The 18,103-nt window shown below is 71.7% G+C and carries 19 protein-coding genes; 16 read left to right on the plus strand and 3 right to left on the minus strand.

The window, feature by feature from the left end:
• Positions 1-58 precede the first annotated feature (58 nt).
• Positions 59-1,933 carry a vWA domain-containing protein gene (locus tag ACWA14_RS14925; RefSeq protein ID WP_463795081.1) on the plus strand — a complete coding sequence of 625 codons (1,875 nt, stop codon included), beginning with the start codon at positions 59-61 and terminating at the stop codon, positions 1,931-1,933.
• Here ACWA14_RS14925 and ACWA14_RS14930 read toward each other — a convergent pair.
• On the minus strand, positions 1,920-2,342 hold the full coding sequence (locus tag ACWA14_RS14930) for a hypothetical protein (protein ID WP_463795082.1): 423 nt from the start codon (positions 2,340-2,342) through the stop codon (positions 1,920-1,922). The two genes, ACWA14_RS14925 and ACWA14_RS14930, sit on opposite strands and share 14 nt — an antisense overlap.
• Before the next feature lie 82 nt (positions 2,343-2,424).
• Here ACWA14_RS14930 and ACWA14_RS14935 point away from each other — a divergent pair, with 82 nt between their 5' ends.
• From ACWA14_RS14935 to ACWA14_RS15000, 14 genes are all read left to right on the plus strand, one after another.
• A complete protein-coding gene (locus tag ACWA14_RS14935; protein ID WP_463795084.1) occupies positions 2,425-3,117 on the plus strand; it encodes a sirohydrochlorin chelatase in 693 nt (230 codons plus the stop codon).
• 143 nt (positions 3,118-3,260) lie between these two features.
• The gene (locus ACWA14_RS14940; RefSeq protein WP_463795087.1) at positions 3,261-4,982 is read left to right on the plus strand and encodes a nitrite/sulfite reductase; all 1,722 of its coding nucleotides are present in this window, start codon (positions 3,261-3,263) and stop codon (positions 4,980-4,982) included.
• Entirely contained in the window at positions 4,979-5,728 is a 750-nt protein-coding gene (locus tag ACWA14_RS14945; protein ID WP_463795090.1) for a phosphoadenylyl-sulfate reductase, read from the plus strand. Before ACWA14_RS14940 ends, ACWA14_RS14945 begins: the two co-directional genes overlap by 4 nt.
• The gene (cysD, locus tag ACWA14_RS14950; protein ID WP_463795092.1) at positions 5,725-6,684 is read left to right on the plus strand and encodes a sulfate adenylyltransferase subunit CysD; all 960 of its coding nucleotides are present in this window, start codon (positions 5,725-5,727) and stop codon (positions 6,682-6,684) included. Before ACWA14_RS14945 ends, cysD begins: the two co-directional genes overlap by 4 nt.
• Entirely contained in the window at positions 6,684-8,027 is a 1,344-nt protein-coding gene (locus ACWA14_RS14955) for a sulfate adenylyltransferase subunit 1 (protein ID WP_463795095.1), read from the plus strand. Before cysD ends, ACWA14_RS14955 begins: the two co-directional genes overlap by 1 nt.
• A gap of 58 nt (positions 8,028-8,085) precedes the next feature.
• Positions 8,086-9,159 carry an ABC transporter substrate-binding protein gene (locus tag ACWA14_RS14960; protein WP_463795097.1) on the plus strand — a complete coding sequence of 358 codons (1,074 nt, stop codon included), beginning with the start codon at positions 8,086-8,088 and terminating at the stop codon, positions 9,157-9,159.
• A complete protein-coding gene (locus ACWA14_RS14965; RefSeq protein WP_463795099.1) occupies positions 9,156-10,004 on the plus strand; it encodes an ABC transporter ATP-binding protein in 849 nt (282 codons plus the stop codon). Before ACWA14_RS14960 ends, ACWA14_RS14965 begins: the two co-directional genes overlap by 4 nt.
• Complete coding sequence (locus ACWA14_RS14970; protein ID WP_463795101.1) at positions 9,994-10,944, plus strand: ABC transporter permease; 951 nt, start codon at positions 9,994-9,996, stop codon at positions 10,942-10,944. The genes ACWA14_RS14965 and ACWA14_RS14970 overlap by 11 nt, the downstream gene beginning before the upstream one ends.
• Positions 10,941-11,879 carry a uroporphyrinogen-III C-methyltransferase gene (gene cobA, locus ACWA14_RS14975; protein ID WP_463795103.1) on the plus strand — a complete coding sequence of 313 codons (939 nt, stop codon included), beginning with the start codon at positions 10,941-10,943 and terminating at the stop codon, positions 11,877-11,879. Before ACWA14_RS14970 ends, cobA begins: the two co-directional genes overlap by 4 nt.
• 21 nt (positions 11,880-11,900) lie before the next feature.
• Complete coding sequence (locus ACWA14_RS14980) at positions 11,901-13,313, plus strand: FAD-dependent oxidoreductase (protein WP_463795105.1); 1,413 nt, start codon at positions 11,901-11,903, stop codon at positions 13,311-13,313.
• Entirely contained in the window at positions 13,310-13,639 is a 330-nt protein-coding gene (gene fdxA / locus ACWA14_RS14985) for a ferredoxin (RefSeq protein WP_463795107.1), read from the plus strand. Before ACWA14_RS14980 ends, fdxA begins: the two co-directional genes overlap by 4 nt.
• The gene (locus ACWA14_RS14990) at positions 13,632-14,561 is read left to right on the plus strand and encodes an NAD(P)/FAD-dependent oxidoreductase (RefSeq protein ID WP_463795109.1); all 930 of its coding nucleotides are present in this window, start codon (positions 13,632-13,634) and stop codon (positions 14,559-14,561) included. The genes fdxA and ACWA14_RS14990 overlap by 8 nt, the downstream gene beginning before the upstream one ends.
• An 82-nt stretch (positions 14,562-14,643) precedes the next feature.
• Positions 14,644-14,874: a hypothetical protein gene (locus ACWA14_RS14995; protein ID WP_463795111.1), complete on the plus strand. Its 231-nt coding sequence runs from the start codon at positions 14,644-14,646 to the stop codon at positions 14,872-14,874.
• A gap of 177 nt (positions 14,875-15,051) precedes the next feature.
• Positions 15,052-15,318, plus strand: coding sequence for a hypothetical protein (locus ACWA14_RS15000; RefSeq protein WP_463795113.1), 267 nt, complete (start codon positions 15,052-15,054; stop codon positions 15,316-15,318).
• A gap of 15 nt (positions 15,319-15,333) precedes the next feature.
• Here ACWA14_RS15000 and ACWA14_RS15005 read toward each other — a convergent pair whose 3' ends face one another.
• A complete protein-coding gene (locus ACWA14_RS15005; protein ID WP_463795115.1) occupies positions 15,334-15,795 on the minus strand; it encodes a DUF3817 domain-containing protein in 462 nt (153 codons plus the stop codon).
• Positions 15,796-15,892: 97 nt separating this feature from the next.
• On the opposite strand from ACWA14_RS15005, the gene ACWA14_RS15010 reads away from it, so the two are divergent.
• Positions 15,893-16,798 carry a helix-turn-helix domain-containing protein gene (locus ACWA14_RS15010; RefSeq protein WP_463795117.1) on the plus strand — a complete coding sequence of 302 codons (906 nt, stop codon included), beginning with the start codon at positions 15,893-15,895 and terminating at the stop codon, positions 16,796-16,798.
• An 18-nt stretch (positions 16,799-16,816) separates the two neighbouring features.
• Here ACWA14_RS15010 and ACWA14_RS15015 read toward each other — a convergent pair whose 3' ends face one another.
• A complete protein-coding gene (locus ACWA14_RS15015; RefSeq protein WP_463795119.1) occupies positions 16,817-18,013 on the minus strand; it encodes an MFS transporter in 1,197 nt (398 codons plus the stop codon).
• Positions 18,014-18,103 lie beyond the last annotated feature (90 nt).

Raw genomic sequence — 18,103 nt, forward strand, 5'->3', positions numbered from 1 at the left:
CGCGTCGCTCTGGCTACCCTGAGCGCGGGGATGCCGCTCGATCTGGGGAGGTCACGAGATGGTGCTGCAACACGAGGACGCTTCGCCGCGCCCGCGAAAGGTTCTGACGTGGGTGCTCGCGGGCACGATCGTCGCGCTCACGGTCGCGCTGGCCGCGGTCGGCGGGGCCATCGCCTCGAAGGGCGCGGCCCCGGCCACTGCGGAGACGGCCGGGACGGACACGCCCCCTCCCGAGAAACCCTTTCCCGCGGACGAACCGCCGGCATCCGCCGGTGGCGGCCCCTGCATCGCGGTCACGGTGCTGTCGTCATTCGAGAACGCGGAGCTGGCCACCGCACTCGCCGCGGGATACAACGCCGTCCCCCGCGACGTCGGCGGCCGATGCGTGACGGTCACGGCCTCGAAGGAGAAGTCGGGCGTCGCGGCGTCGCACGCCGCCGCAGGCTTCGCCGACCTCGGCGCCGATCAACGCCCGACGGTGTGGATGCCGGATGCCTCGTCGTGGCTCTCGGTGGCGCGGAACGAGGGAGCCGACATCGTGCCGAGCGACCACACCGGCGCCGGCTCATCCTCCATCGTGGTGGCGATGCCGGAGCATCTCGCGGAGGCCATCGGCTGGGATGAAGCCGCTCCCCGCTGGACGGACGTGTTCGCGGCCGCCGTCGACGACACCGTCTGGGCCGGACTCGGTCATCCGGAATGGGGCCCGTTCAAGCTCGGGAAGACCAGCCCCTTGGTCGCGACGTCGGGCGAAGCGGCTCTCCTGTCATCGTTCGGTGCGGCCGGGGAGGGCATCGGCACCACCACGTCCTCCGACCTCGCCGATCTCGCGATCGCCGCGGAGGTGCGCCAGCATGAGCTCGCGACCAGCCACTACATGGCGACTCCCGAGCACTTCCTGTGGCACGCACGTGACGCGGAGGCGAAGGGCTCCGCGGCCGACTTCCTGTCGGCGGTGATCGTCGACGAGAAATCCGTATGGGACTACAACCGGGGCATCGTGAGTCGTGACGGCGTGACGCGCGTCCAGGGCGATCCCCCGAAAGAGCCGCTGATCCCGATCGCCCCGTCGGACGGCTCCTACGCGGCCGACCTCCCTGCCGTCACACTCGACGGAGACTGGGTGGACGAGGCCGAGCGCGCCGGATCCCAGGACTTCCTGCGTTTCCTGGGCACAGCGGAGGGCCAGCAGATCGTGCGGGACGCGGGCTACCGAGACCTGCACGGAGACCTGAGCGACGCGGTGCGCGACGTCGGTCGGCTCCCGCAGGAGCAGACGACGGTGATCCCCTTCCCCGACCAGAAGACGATCGGAGACGTCCATGCGGCGTTCACCGATGTCCGCAAGCGCGCGTCCGTCCTCTTCCTGGTCGACGTGTCGGGGTCGATGTCGGCGCCGATCCCCAACGGCGAGTCCAAGCTCGACGCGGCGAAATCCGCGATCGAGGCGGCGCTCGACCACTTCACCGCCGGGGACGACGTGGGCCTCGCCGCGTTCTCCTCCGCCGGGGACGCGACGCTGACACCGGGCCTGGTGACCCCCGTCGGCGGAGTGTCCGAGCACCGGGACTCGCTGATCGCCGCCGTCGAAGGACTCTCTCCACAGAGCTACACCCCGCTCTACGCGGCTGTCGACGAGTTCACGAAGCTGCAGGCATCGAACTACGATCCCGACAAGATCACCGCCGTGGTCCTTCTCAGCGACGGGGCGAACGAGACGGCGGTGCCGACGATCGACGAGACCGCCCTGCTGTCGAACCTCGCGGATCGGAAGCGTTTCGCCCCGGTGCTCGTCTTCACGCTGGCGTACGGCGCGGATGCCGATGTCGCGACGCTGCAGAAGATCTCCTCCGCGACCGGGGCTCACTTCTACGATGCGACCGATCCGACGAAGATCACCGCGGTGCTCGGAGACCTGGTCACGAGCTTCTGACGTCTCCGACGGGATCATCGGGTGCCGGCATCAGGAGTCGGCGGACGGCACCGCGCGCGAGCATCAGCACGACGATCAGCAGTGTCACCAGGAAGAAGCCGCCGAGGTGGACGGCGTCCCCGAACAGGAGCGCCACCAGTTCCAGCACGAGGAATTTGCTGCCCGGGAGCACGAGCACCAGGACCACCACCCCCACCGCACGACGCATTGCGCCGCCGTCGGAGCGGATGCGGGTGAGCGCCGCCTTCTTGACCCGCACCACGACCTCGAGGACGACTTTGAGCAGGATCGCGGTGAGCAGCGAGAGCAGGAACGTCTCGGAGATCACGGCCGGGAAGAGCTGGCTGAAGGCACCGAGGACGACGAGATAGACCAGGACGTCGACCAGATCGATGGCGCGGAGCCGCATGCGGCGACTCTAGGCGCGCGACGTCCGTCACGGAAGGGAAAGAGGAAACCTCGTCGTCACAGACACGGCTTAGGCTGACCGCATGAATCGCCCCACACTGCTCGCCGTCTCGCACGGGACCTCGGATGCGGCCGGCGCCCGAGCGATCTCGGCCCTCGTCGACGCGGTCGCCGCGCGACTCGACGATGTCGAGGTGCGCGCCGCCTTCGTCGACGTGCAGGAGCCCGATGCCGTGGACGCCCTGGCTGCCGTCGAGGGCCCCGTCGTCGTCGTCCCCCTGCTGCTGTCGAGTGGATTCCACGTGCACCACGACCTGCACGGGATGGTCGAGACGCGCGAGGATGCCGTGGTCGCCGCGCCGCTGGGCCCGGACCCGAGACTCGCCGCCGTGCTCGAGGAGCGCCTCCGCGCGGAGGGTCCGGCCGCGGCCTCCGCCCCCGCGGTGATCCTCGCGGTGGCCGGCTCCCGCGATCCGCGCTCGCTCACGGATGCCGAGGGCATGGCCGCCGTGCTGCGCGCGCATCGGGACGGCCCGGTGGAGCTCGCGTACCTGGCCGCACGCGAGCCCGATCTGCCGACGGTGCTCGCGGCGCACCCGGAGGCGGCCGTGGCGACCTACCTGCTCGCCCGCGGATTCTTCTTCGACCTCGCGCACCGGCAGGCAGAGGGACGCCTGCTCGCCCTTCCGCTGCTCGACGGCGGCACGGTGCCGGAGCCGCTCATCGACCTGGTCGTGTCGCGCTACGAGGATGCGGTTCCGCAGCTGACGGCCTGACCGCGGGCGGACCACAGGCTCCGCTGTCAAGACCCCGGCGGCGATGTGTCGCCCCATGACGTCGGCTGACGCCCCGTGTCATCGGGGTTCGTCCGCCGATTTCCCGCTCCTAGCGTGATGCGAAGCCATCCAGGGAGCAGGACATGACGATTGAGCAGCCGACGCCGATCCGCGGTGCCCGCACGCGCACCGCGCGGACGCCGACGAAGCCCCACGGGCAGTGGGCGGTCGACGGTCACGAACCGCTGAACGCGAACGAGGAGTTCAAGCTCGCCGACAGCGGACTGAACGTGCGCGAGCGCATCGAGACGGTCTACGCGCAGGGCGGCTTCGCCTCGATCGATCCGACCGATCTGCACGGGCGCTTCCGCTGGTGGGGCCTGTACACGCAGCGCAAGCCCGGCATCGACGGCGGTCGCACGGCGCAGCTCGAGCCGCACGAGCTCGAGGACGAGTACTTCATGCTGCGTGTGCGCATCGACGGCGGCCAGCTCACCACGCAGCAGCTCCGGGTGATCGGCGAGATCTCCACCGAGTTCGGCCGCGACTCCGCCGACCTCACCGACCGTCAGAACGTGCAGCTGCACTGGGTGCAGATCGAGGACGTCCCCGAGATCTGGCGCCGGCTGGAAGCCGTCGGTCTGGGCACCACGGAAGCCTGCGGCGATGTGCCGCGCGTGGTGCTCGGCTCGCCCGTCGCCGGCATCGCGGCAGACGAGCTGATCGATCCGACGCCGCAGATCCGCGAGATCACCGACCGCTTCATCGGGGACGCGACCCTCGCGAACCTGCCGCGCAAGTACAAGACCGCCATCACGGGGCACCCCAGTCAGGACGTCGTGCACGAGACCAACGACTGCGGCTTCGTCGCCGTCGAGCACCCGGAGCTCGGCGTCGGCTACGACCTGTGGGTCGGCGGCGCGCTCGCGGCCGTGCCCCGCCTCGGCGAGCGCGTCGGTGCCTTCGTCGCCCCGGAGCGGGTGGCCGAGGTCTGGCACGCGGTCACGCAGATCTTCCGCGACTACGGCTACCGGCGGCTGCGGAACAAGGCGCGCCTGAAGTTCCTCCTGGCCGACTGGGGCGTCGAGCGCTTCCGCGAGGTACTCGAGACCGAGTACCTCGACACCCCGTTGCCCGACGGCCCCGCCGCACCGCGCCCGAAGGGACAGGGCGACCACGTCGGCATCCACCGCCAGAAGGACGGCCTGTTCTACGTGGGCGCCGCGCCGCTCGTCGGCCGCGTCTCCGGGAGCCGTCTCACGGGCCTCGCCGACCTGGCCGAGGCGCACGGCTCGCAGCGCGTGCGCACGACGCCGCACCAGAAGCTCCTCGTGCTGGATGTGCCCGAAGACCGCGTGGAGTCGCTCGTCGCCGGGCTCGACGCCCTCGACTTCTCGGCCCGTCCCAGCCTGTTCCGCCGCGGCACCATCGCGTGCACGGGCATCGAGTACTGCAAGCTCGCGATCGTCGAGACGAAGGCCAACGCGGCCGACGCCGTGCGTCAGCTCGAGCAGCGCCTGTCCGAGCTCGAACCCGAGATCGGCCGGCCCGTCACGATCCACGTGAACGGATGCCCGAACTCCTGCGCCCGCATCCAGATCGCCGACATCGGCCTCAAGGGCCAGCTCATCACCAACGCGGCCGGCGAACAGGTGCCGGGTTACCAGGTGCACCTCGGCGGCGGGCTCGCGAGCCAGGACCGCGAGGAGGCAGGGCTCGGCCGCACCGTGCGCGGGCTCAAGGTCGAGGCGGACGGCATCGCCGACTACGCCGAGCGCGTGATCCGCCGCTACCTCGCCGATCGCGCGGAGGGCGAGACCTTCGCCGTCTGGGCCCACCGCGCCGACGAGGGGGCGCTGCTGTGAGCACCCCCGTCACGGTTCGCCCCCCGCGGCCCGCGCGCCGCGCCGCCGAGGAGCTGCGCGCCCTCGCCGAACGCGGTGCCGCCGACCTGCGCAGTCGTGCGGCCGATGAGGCGAGCCCCGCCGAGGTCGTCGCCTGGGTCGCCGAGAACTTCGCCACCGCCCAGACCGCGGTCGCCTGCTCGATGGCGGATGCCGCGCTGCCGCACCTCGTGGCCGCGGATCTGCCGGGTGTCGACGTGCTCTTCCTCGACACCGGCTACCACTTCGCCGAGACGACGTTCACGCGCCATGAGGTCGCGCGCGCGCTCGACGTGCGCATCGTCGACGTGACACCCGCCCAGTCGGTGCGCGAGCAGGATGCCGAGTTCGGCCCCGAGCTGTTCGCGCGCGACCCCGGACTGTGCTGCGCGCGCCGCAAGGTCGAACCGCTGCAGCGCACGCTCGCCGGCTACGAGCTCTGGTTCACCGGGGTTCGTCGCGAGGAGAGCCCCACGCGCGCCGACACCCCGCTGATCGTGTGGGACGAGCGCAACGGTCTCGTCAAGGTCAATCCGGTCGCGGCGTGGACCTTCGACGATCTCATCGACTACGCCACCGCGCACGGCGTGCCGGTGAACCCGCTGATCACGAACGGCTATCCCTCCATCGGGTGCGCGCCGTGCACCCGCCAGGTCGCCCCCGGCGACGACCCCCGATCCGGCCGCTGGGCCGGACTCGCCAAGACGGAATGCGGACTGCACCTATGAGCACCTCCCTCCTCACCTCCGGCGCACCGACCGGCGCTGCGACCGGCGCTGCGACCGGCGCTGCGACGCTCGGCACCCTCGACCTGCTCGAAGCCGAGGCGATCCACATCATCCGCGAGGTCGTCGCCGAGTTCGAGCGCCCCGTGCTGCTGTTCTCCGGGGGCAAGGACTCCGTGGTCGTGCTGCACCTCGCGACCAAGGCCTTCGCGCCGGGCCGCGTGCCCTTCCCGGTGCTGCACGTCGACACGGGCCACAACTTCCCCGAGGTGATCGCCTTCCGCGACGAGACGGTCGCCCGCCTCGGCATCCGCCTCGAGGTCGCCCGCGTGCAGGACTACCTCGACGACGGACGCCTCGCCGAGCGACGGGACGGCACCCGCAACCCCCTGCAGACGCAGCCGCTGCTCGACGCGATCGCCGCGGGGAAGCACGACGCGGTCTTCGGGGGTGCCCGCCGCGACGAGGACAAGGCCCGGGCGAAGGAGCGCATCCTCTCGCTGCGCGACGAGTTCGGCCAGTGGGATCCGCGCAACCAGCGCCCGGAGCTGTGGAGCCTCTACAACGGCCGTCATCTCCCGGGCCAGCACGTGCGGGCGTTCCCGATCTCGAACTGGACCGAGCTCGACATCTGGCGCTACATCGCCCGCGAGAGCATCGCGCTGCCCCCGCTGTACTACGCCCATGAGCGCGAGGTGTTCCATCGCGACGGCATGTGGTGGGCGGTCGGGGAGTTCTCCGAGCCGCGCGAGGGGGAGCGGATCGAGCGACGCACCGTCCGCTACCGCACCGTGGGCGACATGAGCTGCACCGGCGCGGTCGAATCGGATGCCCTCGACACGGCAGCCGTCGTCGCCGAGGTCGCCGGCTCCACCCTGACCGAGCGCGGGGCGACCCGCGCCGACGACCGTATCAGCGAGGCCGCCATGGAAGATCGCAAGAAGGACGGGTACTTCTGATGACCATCGCCACCGACACCCGGTCGCCGATCGCGCACGGCGAGACGGCCGACACGCTCTTCCGCTTCGCCACCGCCGGCTCGGTCGACGACGGCAAGTCGACGCTCGTCGGGCGTCTGCTGCACGACGCGAAGGCGATCCTCGCCGATCAGCTCGCGCAGGTCGCCGCGACCTCCCGCGAGCGCGGATTCGCGCACGGCGCCTTCGACTTCGCCCTGCTCACCGACGGCCTGCGCGCCGAGCGGGAACAAGGGATCACGATCGACGTCGCCTACCGCTACTTCTCCACCGGCCGCCGCAGCTTCATCCTCGCCGACTGCCCCGGGCACGTGCAGTACACGCGCAACATGGTGACGGGAGCAGCGACCGCCGATGCCGTGATCGTGCTCGTCGACGCCCGCAAGGGCATCGTCGAGCAGACCCGGCGCCACCTCGCGGTGGCGTCGCTGCTGCGGGTCGCGCACGTGATCGTGGCCGTGAACAAGATCGACCTGATCGGGTTCGACGCGGAGCGCTACGCGGAGATCGACCTCGACGCGCGCCGGGTGGCCGCCGACCTCGCGCTGGACGGGGTGCAGGTGCTCCCGGTCTCCGCGCTGGAGGGCGACAACATCGTCGACCGGTCGGCGCGCACGCCCTGGCACGACGGCCCGACCCTGCTCGAACTGCTCGAGACGCTGCCGAGCCTGGATGAGACCGTCACGGAGGCCGAATTCCGGCTCCCCGTGCAGCTGGTGCTGCGTCCGCAGGGCGGGCTGGCCCCGACGATCCCCGCGGACGAGGCGGAGCACTATCGGGACTACCGCGGATTCGCCGGGCGGATCGCCTCGGGTTCGGTGCGCGTCGGCGACCGGATCGAAGTGTTCCCTGCAGGGATCGCGACCTCCGTCACGGGCATCCGGATCGCCGGCGCCGACGCCACGACCGCGACGGCGCCGCAGTCGGTGAGCCTGACTCTCGCGGACGAGGTGGATGCCGCGCGCGGCGCGCTCCTCGTCTCGGCCGGCACCGCCCCCGCCGGACGTCGCGAGGCCGTGGTCGAGCTGTTCCAGCTGGACTCCCGTGCCGTGGCCGTCGGCACCCGGGTCCTGGTCAAGCACGGCACCTCCACCGTGCAGGCCCAGGTCGCCGAGGTGCTCTCCCGCCGCGACCTCGCGACGCTCGCGTTGCACGACGACACGGACTCCCTGGGCGTGAACGAGATCGGACGGGTGCGGCTGCGGTTCGCCTCGGCGCTTCCCCTCGAGCCCTATGCGCGCAATCGCGCCGGAGGTTCGCTGCTGCTGATCCACCCCGCCGACGGCGCGACGCTCGCCGCGGCGACCGTGATCGACGAATCCTGACCCACCTGCCCGACCCCTGTCCGCACCTGCACCATCCGACCGCTGAGGAGGCGAAACCGTGAAGATCACCAGAACCACCACGACACTCACTGCCCTGGGACTCGCTGCGATGATGCTGGCGGGATGCGCCTCCGCCTCCGCGAGCGGTTCCGCGACGGAGGGCGAGGCCGACACGCTCGGCGAGATCCGCCTGGGCTATTTCGCCAATGTGACCCACGCGCCCGCGCTGGCCGGCCTCTCCGAGGGCCTCTTCGCGGATGCCCTCGGCGACGTCGATCTGAAGACCGAGGTCTTCAACGCCGGCCCCGCCGCGATCGAGGCGCTCTCCGCCGGTGCGATCGACGCGACGTACATCGGCCCGAACCCCTCGATCAACACCTTCATCCAGTCGGGAGGCGAGTCGGCCCACATCATCGCCGGAGCGACCGCGGGCGGGGCCGCACTCGTCGTCCGGGACGGGATCGACCGCCCGGAAGACCTCCGAGGCGCGAACATCGCGACTCCGCAGCTCGGCAACACGCAGGACGTCGCGCTGCGCAGCTGGCTGGCCGAGGAGGGCTTCGAGACGACGACGGCCGGGGGCGGCGACGTCTCGATCACCCCGACGGAGAACGCGCAGACGCTCACCCTCTTCCAACAGGGCCAGCTCGACGGCGCCTGGTTGCCCGAACCGTGGGTGTCTCGGCTCGTGGTCGAAGCGGACGCACAGGTGCTCGTCGACGAGGCCGATCTCTGGAAGGACGGGGCGTTCCCGACCACGGTGCTGCTCGTGCGTGCCGAGTTCGCCGAGGAGCATCCCGACGTCGTCGACGACCTGCTCGCAGGACACGTCGCCTCCGTCGCCTGGCTCGACGAGCACGCCGACCAGGCGCCCACCGTCATCAACGACGCGCTCGAGGAGGCGACGGGCAAGCGGCTCTCCGACGAGGTGCTCGCCCGCGCACTCGAGAACGTCACCTTCACGGTCGATCCGCATGCGGAGGCCTTCGCGACGCTGGTCGACAACGGACTCGCGGCCGGCACGCAGAAGGACGGCTCGATCGACGGGCTGTTCGACCTCCGCGCCCTGAACGCGCTGCTCGAGGCGGACGGCCTGCCGCTCGTCTCCGCCGCGTCCCTCGGGCGGGAATGATGAGTGCGCCCGTGGGCCGGACGCTGCCGGGCCAGGCGACCGGTGTCGTCCCCTCCCTGACGCCGAGCTTCGACGGCGTCACGCCGCCGAAGGCGCCGGTGGCCGCGGTCGAGCCCGCGGTGCGCCTCTCCCACGTGACCAAGCGCTTCGGCACCGGACCTGTCGTGCTGGACGACGTGTCTCTCGACATCGCCCCCGGAGAGTTCGTCTGCCTGCTGGGAGCCTCCGGATGCGGCAAGTCCACGCTCCTGAACCTGATCGCCGGGCTGGAGCCGCTCACCTCCGGCGCGATCGCGACGCCATCCTCCGGGGCCGCCGTGATGTTCCAGGAGTCCGCCCTCCTGCCCTGGCTGACGGCCCGCAAGAACGTCGAGCTCGCGCTCCGGCTGCGCGGCGTCCCCCGTGGCGAGCGCCGCGAGGAGGCGCAGCGCCTGCTCGCGACCGTGAATCTCGCCGAGGCGGGAGACAAGCGGCCGCACGAACTGTCGGGAGGGATGCGGCAACGGGTCGCCCTCGCGCGTGCGCTCGCGCAGGACCGCCCGGTCCTGCTGATGGACGAGCCGTTCGCGGCGCTCGATGCGATCACCCGGGACCTGCTGCACGAAGAGCTCGAACGGGTGTGGCGAGCCACCGGGCGGACGATCGTGTTCGTCACGCACAACGTGCGGGAGGCCGCGCGACTCGGCCAGCGTGTGGTGCTGCTCACCAGCCGGCCCGGCCGCATCGCCGGCGAGTGGCGAGTCGCCCAGACGATCGACCGTCGCATCGAGTCGCCCGAGGTCGCGGCGCTCGCGACCGAGATCACCACCGAGCTGCGGAAGGAGATCCGCCGCAATGCCTCGTGAATCCGCATCTGCTCCCCGGGTCCTGGGCGAATCCGCATCCGCTCCCCGGTTCCTGAGCGAGCGCAGCGAGACGAAGGACGACGACCTCCGCACCCTGTCCGCCGGTCTCGACCGGCTGCAGAGCGAGGAAGCCGACCGCACCCCCCACTGGCGCACGGCGCTGTCGAAGGTGCTGCCTCCCGTCATCCTGCTCGTCGTGCTGGTCGTCGTCTGGCAGCTCTTCGTCGTCATCGCCGATCCCCGGCCCGACATCGCCCCCGGTCCGCTGCAGGTCGCGGGCGCTCTGGGTGACGCATGGGAGTCGGGGCGCCTGCAGGAATCGGTCCTGACGAGCCTCGAGCGCGGCATCCTCGGGTTCCTCGTCGCCATCGCGGTCGGCACGGCGCTCGGGATGCTGCTCGCCGAGTCGACGGTCCTCCGGCGCGCGGCAGGCCCGTTGATCTCGGGCCTCATGGTGCTGCCCTCGGTGGCCTGGGTTCCCGCCGCGATCATCTGGTTCGGTCTCTCCGACGCCACGGCGTACTTCGTGATCCTGATGGGCGCGATCCCCTCGATCGTCAACGGTCTGCTGTCGGGCATCGATCAGGTCCCGCCCCAGCTGCGGCGGGTCGGCACCGTGCTCGGAGCCAGCCGATGGCAGCTCGCGACCGCCGTCATTCTTCCGGCGTCCCTGCCGGGGTACCTCGCCGGGCTCAAGCAGGGCTGGGCCTTCTCCTGGCGGTCGCTGATGGCCGCCGAGATCATCACGGGGGGAGGAACGATGGGGTTCGGGCTCGGCACGATGCTGAACCAGTCGCGCGAGCTCGCCGACCTCGCCAGTGTGCTCGGCACGATCATCGTGATCCTCGCGATCGGCATCCTGATCGAACTGGCGTTCTTCGGACCGCTGGAGCGACGCATGCTGCAGCGACGCGGCCTCGCGCTGGGAGGCGACCGATGACCGCGCGGATCACGCTCGTCGGCGCCGGACCGGGCGATGCGGGGCTGTTGACCCTGCGGGGTCTGCGTGCGCTGCAGGAGGCCGACGTGATCGTCGCCGACCGGCTCGGTGCCCGCGCGGTGCTGCAGCAGCTCGCGGCAGAGGGCGTCACCATCGACGCCGAGGTGATCGACGTGGGCAAGCTGCCCGGCCATCACCCGGTGCCGCAGGACGGCATCAACGCGCTGCTCGTCGAGCTCGCCGAGGCCGGACGTCGTGTCGTGCGACTCAAGGGCGGCGACCCGTTCGTGTTCGGCCGCGGCCGCGAGGAGCAGTTGTTCTGCGAAGCGGCCGGGCTCGCGGTGGAGGTCGTGCCGGGAGTGACCAGCGCGGTCTCGGTGCCGGCGGTCGCCGGCATCCCGCTGACCCACCGCGGTGTCGCGACCTCGTTCACGGTGGTGAGCGGACACGACCAGATCGCCGACCTTCCCCGCGGCAGCGACCACACGGTCGTGCTGTTGATGGGGGTGAGCACGCTCGCGCACTCGGCCCATGTGCTCGCCGCCTCGCGCGGCTCCGACTGCCCGGTCGCCATCATCGAGGACGGGTACGGCGAGCATCAGCGCACCACGATCGGCACGCTCGCCACGATCGCCCACCTCGCCGCCGCCCGACAGGTGCGCTCGCCCGCGGTGGTCGTGGTCGGCGATGTGGTCGCGCTGAGTCCGCACGCCGCATCCGCGCTCCCCCTGCCGGTGCCCGTGCCGGTGCCGCTTCCGGATGCTGCGGATGCCGTCCGCTCCGGCCGCACGCGCTGGGCCGATGCACTGGATGCCGGCCTCGCGGTCGACACCGGGCTCATCCAGGCGATCGACGCGATCGGATCCGCCGTTCCGATGCCGTCCGCTCGCCCGCACCGCAATCCCCTCTCGTCCCTGTTCTCGCGCTCGCACTGAGCCGTGTTCCGAAAGGCCGTCATGACCTCCGTCTCCCCTGCCCTGCGCGTCGCGATCGTCGGCGCCGGTCCCGCCGGCATCTACGCCGGCAACCTGCTCGCCGCGGCGCGTCCCGGCGTCGAGATCGACCTGTTCGAGTCGCTGCCGGCCCCCTACGGGCTGATCCGCTACGGCGTCGCCCCCGACCACCCCCGCATCAAGGGCATCGTGAACTCGCTGCACGAGATGCTCGACGCCTTTCCCCCGGCATCCGACGGCGAGCCGCTCCCGACCCGGCGCACCATCCGCTTCCTCGGCAACGTCGAGGTCGGCCGCGACATCTCCCTCGACGAGCTGCGCGAGCGGTACCACGCCGTGATCCTCGCGACCGGGGCGATCCGCGACGCCGCCCTCGACATCCCCGGTGTCGAGCTGCCCGGATCGCACGGGGCCGCCGACTTCGTGGCCTGGTTCGACGGGCACCCCGATGTCGCACGCACCTGGCCGCTCGACGCCTCCTCGGTCGCGGTGATCGGCAACGGCAACGTCGCTCTCGACGTCGCGCGGGTGCTCGCCAAGCACGCCGTCGATCTGCGCACGACCGAGGTGCCCGACAACGTCCTCGCGGGACTCGAGTCCTCGGCCGTCACCGACGTGCACGTGTTCGGCCGGCGCGGCCCTGCCGACATCAAGTTCACCCCGATCGAGCTGCGCGAGCTCGGTGAGGTACCCGACGTGGACATCGTGCTCGACGAGGTCGACTTCGACGGCATCGACCCCGCCGCGGCCCCGACCAATCAGCTCAAGGTGATGCTGCGCACCCTGAACGCCTGGCGCGAGCGCCCGGCCGGCACCGCGTCGCGGCGGCTGCACCTGCACTTCTGGCACGCCCCGATCGCGATCACGGGCGACGGGAAGGTCGAGGGCATCCGCTTCGAGCGGACGCGGCTGGAGAAGGACGGGAACGACGCGGTGGATGCCACGCCCCGACTGATCGGCACCGGAGAGTTCCGCGACTACGCCGTGCAGGCGGTGTACCGGGCCGTCGGCTACTACGGCACCCGGGTGGTGGACGCCCCCTTCGACGCGCGACGGGGTGTCGTGCCGAACGAGGGCGGGCGGGTGGAGGGAGAGCCGGGGCTGTACGCGACCGGCTGGATCAAGCGCGGGCCCGTCGGGCTCATCGGCCACACCAAGTCGGACGCGCTGGAGACGATCACGAACCTCACGGCCGACGCCGACGCGGGGCTGCTCGCGGACCCGATCGCGGAGGACGACGTGCTCGCACTCCTCGACGCCCGCGAGACCGCGTACACGACGTGGGACGGCTGGCTGGCCCTCGACGCCGAGGAGCGTCATCGCGGGGAGACGCACGTGCACCGCCGCGAGCGGGTGAAGGTGGTGCCGCGCGACGAGCAGGTCGCGGTATCCCGCGACGCCTCCCTCGTCCGATGACCTACGTCATCGCGCTGCCGTGCGTGGATGTGAAGGACCGCGCCTGCATCGACGAATGCCCGGTCGACTGCATCTACGAGGGCGAGCGCTCGCTGTACATCCACCCCGACGAGTGCGTCGACTGCGGCGCGTGCGAGCCCGTGTGCCCGGTCGAGGCCATCTATTACGAAGACGACCTGCCCGAGGAGTGGCAGGATTATTACACGGCGAACGTCGACTTCTTCGTGGAGATCGGGTCGCCCGGCGGCGCCGCCAAGGTCGGCGTCTTCGCGTTCGACCATCCGGTGGTCGCCGCCCTTCCCCCGCAGGAGGGTGCGCATGACTGAGTCGGTTCCCCACGATGTGCTCATCGTCGGCGGAGGCCCCGCCGGGCTGTCCGCGGCGCTCAACCTCGGCCGCTCGCTCATGCGGGTGCTCGTGGTCGACGCGGATCGCCCGCGCAATGCGGCGACGCTGAACTCGCACGGGTTCCTCACGCGCGACGGCGTGCCGCCGCACGAGCTGCGCCGCATCGCCCGCGCCGAGCTCGCGGCGTACCCGAACGTCGAGGTGCGCACGCGCGTGCGGGTCGCCGCGCTGCGATCCACCCCGGCCGGCTTCGAGGCGGAGATCGGCCGCCGCGGCCCCGAGACGACCGTGGCGGCATGGACCGTGCTGCTCGCGACCGGACTGCGCGAGACCCTGCCCGACGTGCCCAACCTGCGCGGCTTCTACGGCATGAGCCTGTTCAGCTGCGCCGCGTGCGACGCGTGGGAGCTGCAGGGACGACGCCTCGCCCTGATCGGGGAATCCGCCGATCTGGCCACCCGCGCCCGGCTCATCGGACGGTGGACCGAGACGCTGACGGTGTTCACCCACGGCGCCGACGTCGTGACCACCGCGGAGGAGGCCGAGCTCGCCGCCGCCGGTGTCGCGGTGGAGCGGCAGCCGATCGTCGAACTCGTGGGCGACCGGGGTGTGCTGGAGGCCGTGCGGCTCGCCGACGGCACCACGGTCGCGGTCGACGGCGGTTTCGTGCGGCCGGAGTGGGAGACCGAGCTGTCGTTCCTCGACGGCATCACGCCCGCTCTCGATGCGGTGGGCAACCTGCTCACCGACCGGTCGGGTCGTACCGACGTGCCGGGTCTGTACGCCGCCGGCGATGCCGCGACCCCCGGGCCGCAGCAGCTGATCGTGGCCGCCGGGGCGGGAGCCCGCGTCGCCGCCGTGATGGTGCACGACATGGTCGGCGTCGCCACCGCGCACTGACGCCGCCCACGGACACGACCGCCGGCAGCCGGGCAGAGCAGCCCATCGTGGTGGGCGCGTACCGAGGGCTACGCTGGCTCGCATGACCCCGATCCGCTCGGCCCGACCGCTTCTCCGCCTCGCCGCGACGGCACTCGTCGCCCTGACGGTGATCCCGCTCAGCGGATGCCTGGCCGCCCAGATCCCGACGGAGCAGCCGGCATCCGCCGACCCCACCGTCGCGCCGAGCGACACCCCCGCCGAGGAACCCCCCGGCGAGCTGCCGAGCGCGCTGAGCTTCGATGAGGGACAGGAGCTGCCGCCCACGGCCTAAATCGAGTGGGGCGACGCCCTGATCGCCGACGACGGCTGGGTCACCGCCTCGCCCGACGACGGCAACGGCGGCTGGAGCTACGCCACGGCGGACGGTGCCTGCACCGCGCAGTTCTGGCAGGGTCTCACCTCGGATGTCGATGTCGTCACGGGAGATGACAGCGCGTCCTCCGACGCGGTGCTCGCCGTCCTCCTGCAGTCGACCGCGGCGGAGGTCACCCCGGTCGCCACGACGGGACAGTTCAGCTACCAGGTCGGCGGCTCCGGCGGCGTCGAGACGCGTCAGGTCAGGGGCGCGGAGGGCGCCCGCACGTGGGTCATCGCCGCGCGGGCCTTCAGCGCGACCGGAGTCGGCCTCTCCGTCATCGTCGATTGCACCTCCGGCGATGCCTCCGCCGTGCTCGCCGAGGTCGCCGAGAAGAACGCGGTCGTCGTCACCCCGTGAGCGGGCAGGCGGCTCTCATTTGCCGCCGGGAGGGCCCACCAGCAGCAGGATGACGTAGAGCGCGACGATGGCGCCCGCCAGCAGGGCGAACAGCACCCAGGGGCGGCGGAGGAACCAGCGCATCAGCCGGTCGTACCAGCGGCGATCGCGGGGGTCGTCGCCCGGCTCGAGACGCCAGTCGCCGTCGAGGCGCCCGGAGCGGTGCAGCCAGATCTCGGTGGGGATGGTCGCGTACGGGATCACGGCGCTGACCACCGCGAGCGCGGCGACGCCGAGGTGCCAGCGCTGGTTGAGCGCGACCAGCACGGCGGTCGCCCCGTAGGCGAGGAAGACGAACCCGTGGATGCCGCCGCCGATCGTGACGACCACCCCCGGCGCCCCCACGGCCCGGGCGATGATCGCGGCGATCAGGATGGTCCAGGTGATCGCCTCCGCGATCGCGAGGGCACGGTACAGGCGGGCGGGCGAACGGAACACGGCACTCCTCGGGTGGGGTCCTTCCAGGGTATCCGCGTCGCGCCTCCGTTCCGGCCTCCGACGGAATACCCCGCCGCACGTCGACGTTGCCGAAGGCATGGTGGATGCCGGCGCGCTCTCGCACTTGCTCGGCTCGGTCGACCTCGAGGTCGGCATCGGGCGTCGCGTCGCGCTGCCCGCCGGCGGTCTGCTCCCGCTCACCCCCGGAGCCGTGACCCTGGTGTACCTCACGGACGGCAGCGTGCAGGGGCATCCGCCGCTGAGCTCGGGCTGCCATCTCGACGTCGACCGCACCTCGCGGGAGGTGGCCGTCGCGGACGGAGCCGACCGTCTCGTGCCCGGCGACGCGTTCCTGACCCTGGGTGCCACCCCGTTCCTGCTGCAGGCGGATGCCGGCGCCTCGCTCCTCGTCGTCGACCTGGTGCTCTCCGACACCGCCTCCCGGCTCACCGCCGTGCTGCCCGACCTCATCACCGTCACGGGTTTCGACGCGCTCGAACCGGCGGCGGCGGCTCTGGCCGGCACCATGGGCGTCGTCGACGCGGAGGCGTCCCCGGCGCGGCAGGGCGACCCGGTGATCTGCCGCATGATGGCGATGACCGTGCTGCTCTCGCTCATCCGCGCCTGGGCGGCGAACGGCTGCGCTCCGCGGGGATGGCCGTCGGTGTCGAACGATCCGTTCCTCGACCGCGTGGTCGAGGCGATCCACGAGGCGCCCGGGCGGGACTGGACGGTCGAGCGCCTCGCCAGCGTCAGCGCGATGTCGCGGTCGGCGTTCGCGGAGCGCTTCCGCTCCGCCATCGGGCGCTCCCCCGCGGACTACGTCACCGAGGTGCGCATCGACGCGGCGAAGCGGATGCTCGACGCCGGGCACTCGGTCTCCGAGACCTCGCGTGCGCTGGGCTACGCCTCGGACGAGGGTTTCAGCCGCGCCTTCCGCCGCCGCACGGGGGTGACGCCCTCGACGTGGCGTGCCACGCACCGGGCGCCGATCCCCGCGTGAGGCGCGGAGGTCCCGCCGTCAGGTCGTGACGCGCACCCGGTTCGACGCGCCGAACAGTGCGGCTCCGGCGAGCAGCGAGATCGCGCCCAGCACATAGACGAGCTCGATGTTCAGCGTGTCGACGAGCAGCCCGCCGAGGCCCGCGGCGATCGCGATGGCGCCCTGGAAGCCCACCACGACCAGGCTGCCGCCGCCCTCGAGCCGGTCCGGCATGCGGTGACCGACCCACGTGTTGACGACGATCAGCCACGACGAGAAGAAGAAGCCCCAGACGAGCACCACCACCCCGACGCCGATGACCGAGCCGGACAGCAGGATCATCGCGACCACCGACACCGCGATCACGAGCGGCGCGAACACCGAGAAGAACGCGAAGGAACGGTCGATCACGAGTCCGATCGTGATGTTGCCGAGGAGACCCCCGACCCCGAACAGTGCGAGCAGCACGACGATCGTCCCCGCATCGACCTCGGGGATGCGCTCGAGTGCGAGCCGCACGTAGGTGTAGGCGGAGAAGTGCCCGAGCACCACGAGCACGTGCCCGAGCATCCCGAGTCCGATGCCGGGGCGTCGCAGGGTGTCGACCAGGAGTCGCAGGCTCGAGGCCTGGGCCGCGGGCACCGACGGCAGCAGGAGTCGCAGGGCGACGGCGAGCACGACCATCAGCCCGCCGGCGATCGCGAACACCATGCGCCAGTCGACGAGCTCGCTGAGCATCACGCCCAGCGGAACGCCGGCCACCGTCGCGAGGGACACGCCTGCGGAGGTGAACATGACCCCGCGTCCGAGGTGCTCGGGTCCGGCCAGGCGCGCGGCGACCGTGATCGACATCGCCCAGAACGCGCTGATCGCGGCGCCCAGCAGGAAGCGTGCCAGCAGGATGATCAGGAGGTTCGGCGCGATCGCCACGATCAGGTTCGACACGGCGGCGGCGAGCGCCATCCAGACCAGCAGCGAGCGCCGATCGAGGCGCGGGAACATCAGGCCGATGGTCGGGGCGACCACGAGTCCGACCAGCGCCGTGACCGTGACGGTCTGGCCGGCCTGCCCCGGCGTGACGTTCAGGGCCTCGGCCATCTCGGTGAGCACGCCGTTGGGGAGGAATTCCGCGGTGACGAGGAGGAACCCCATCAGCATCAGGATGATCAGGCCGCCGTAGCGGATACGCACCGCTCGCGTGGGCGCGGCGGTGGGGAGGGGCGCGGTCGTCGTCATGTTCCCAGCCTCGCAGCAGACGGATGCCGGGGCCCGACCAGGCGTCCGCGGCATCCGACCATTCGTCCGGGGCGGGCGCCGGGTCCGGCC

It is taken from the genome of Microbacterium sp. TW_SC_2, assembly GCF_055361165.1.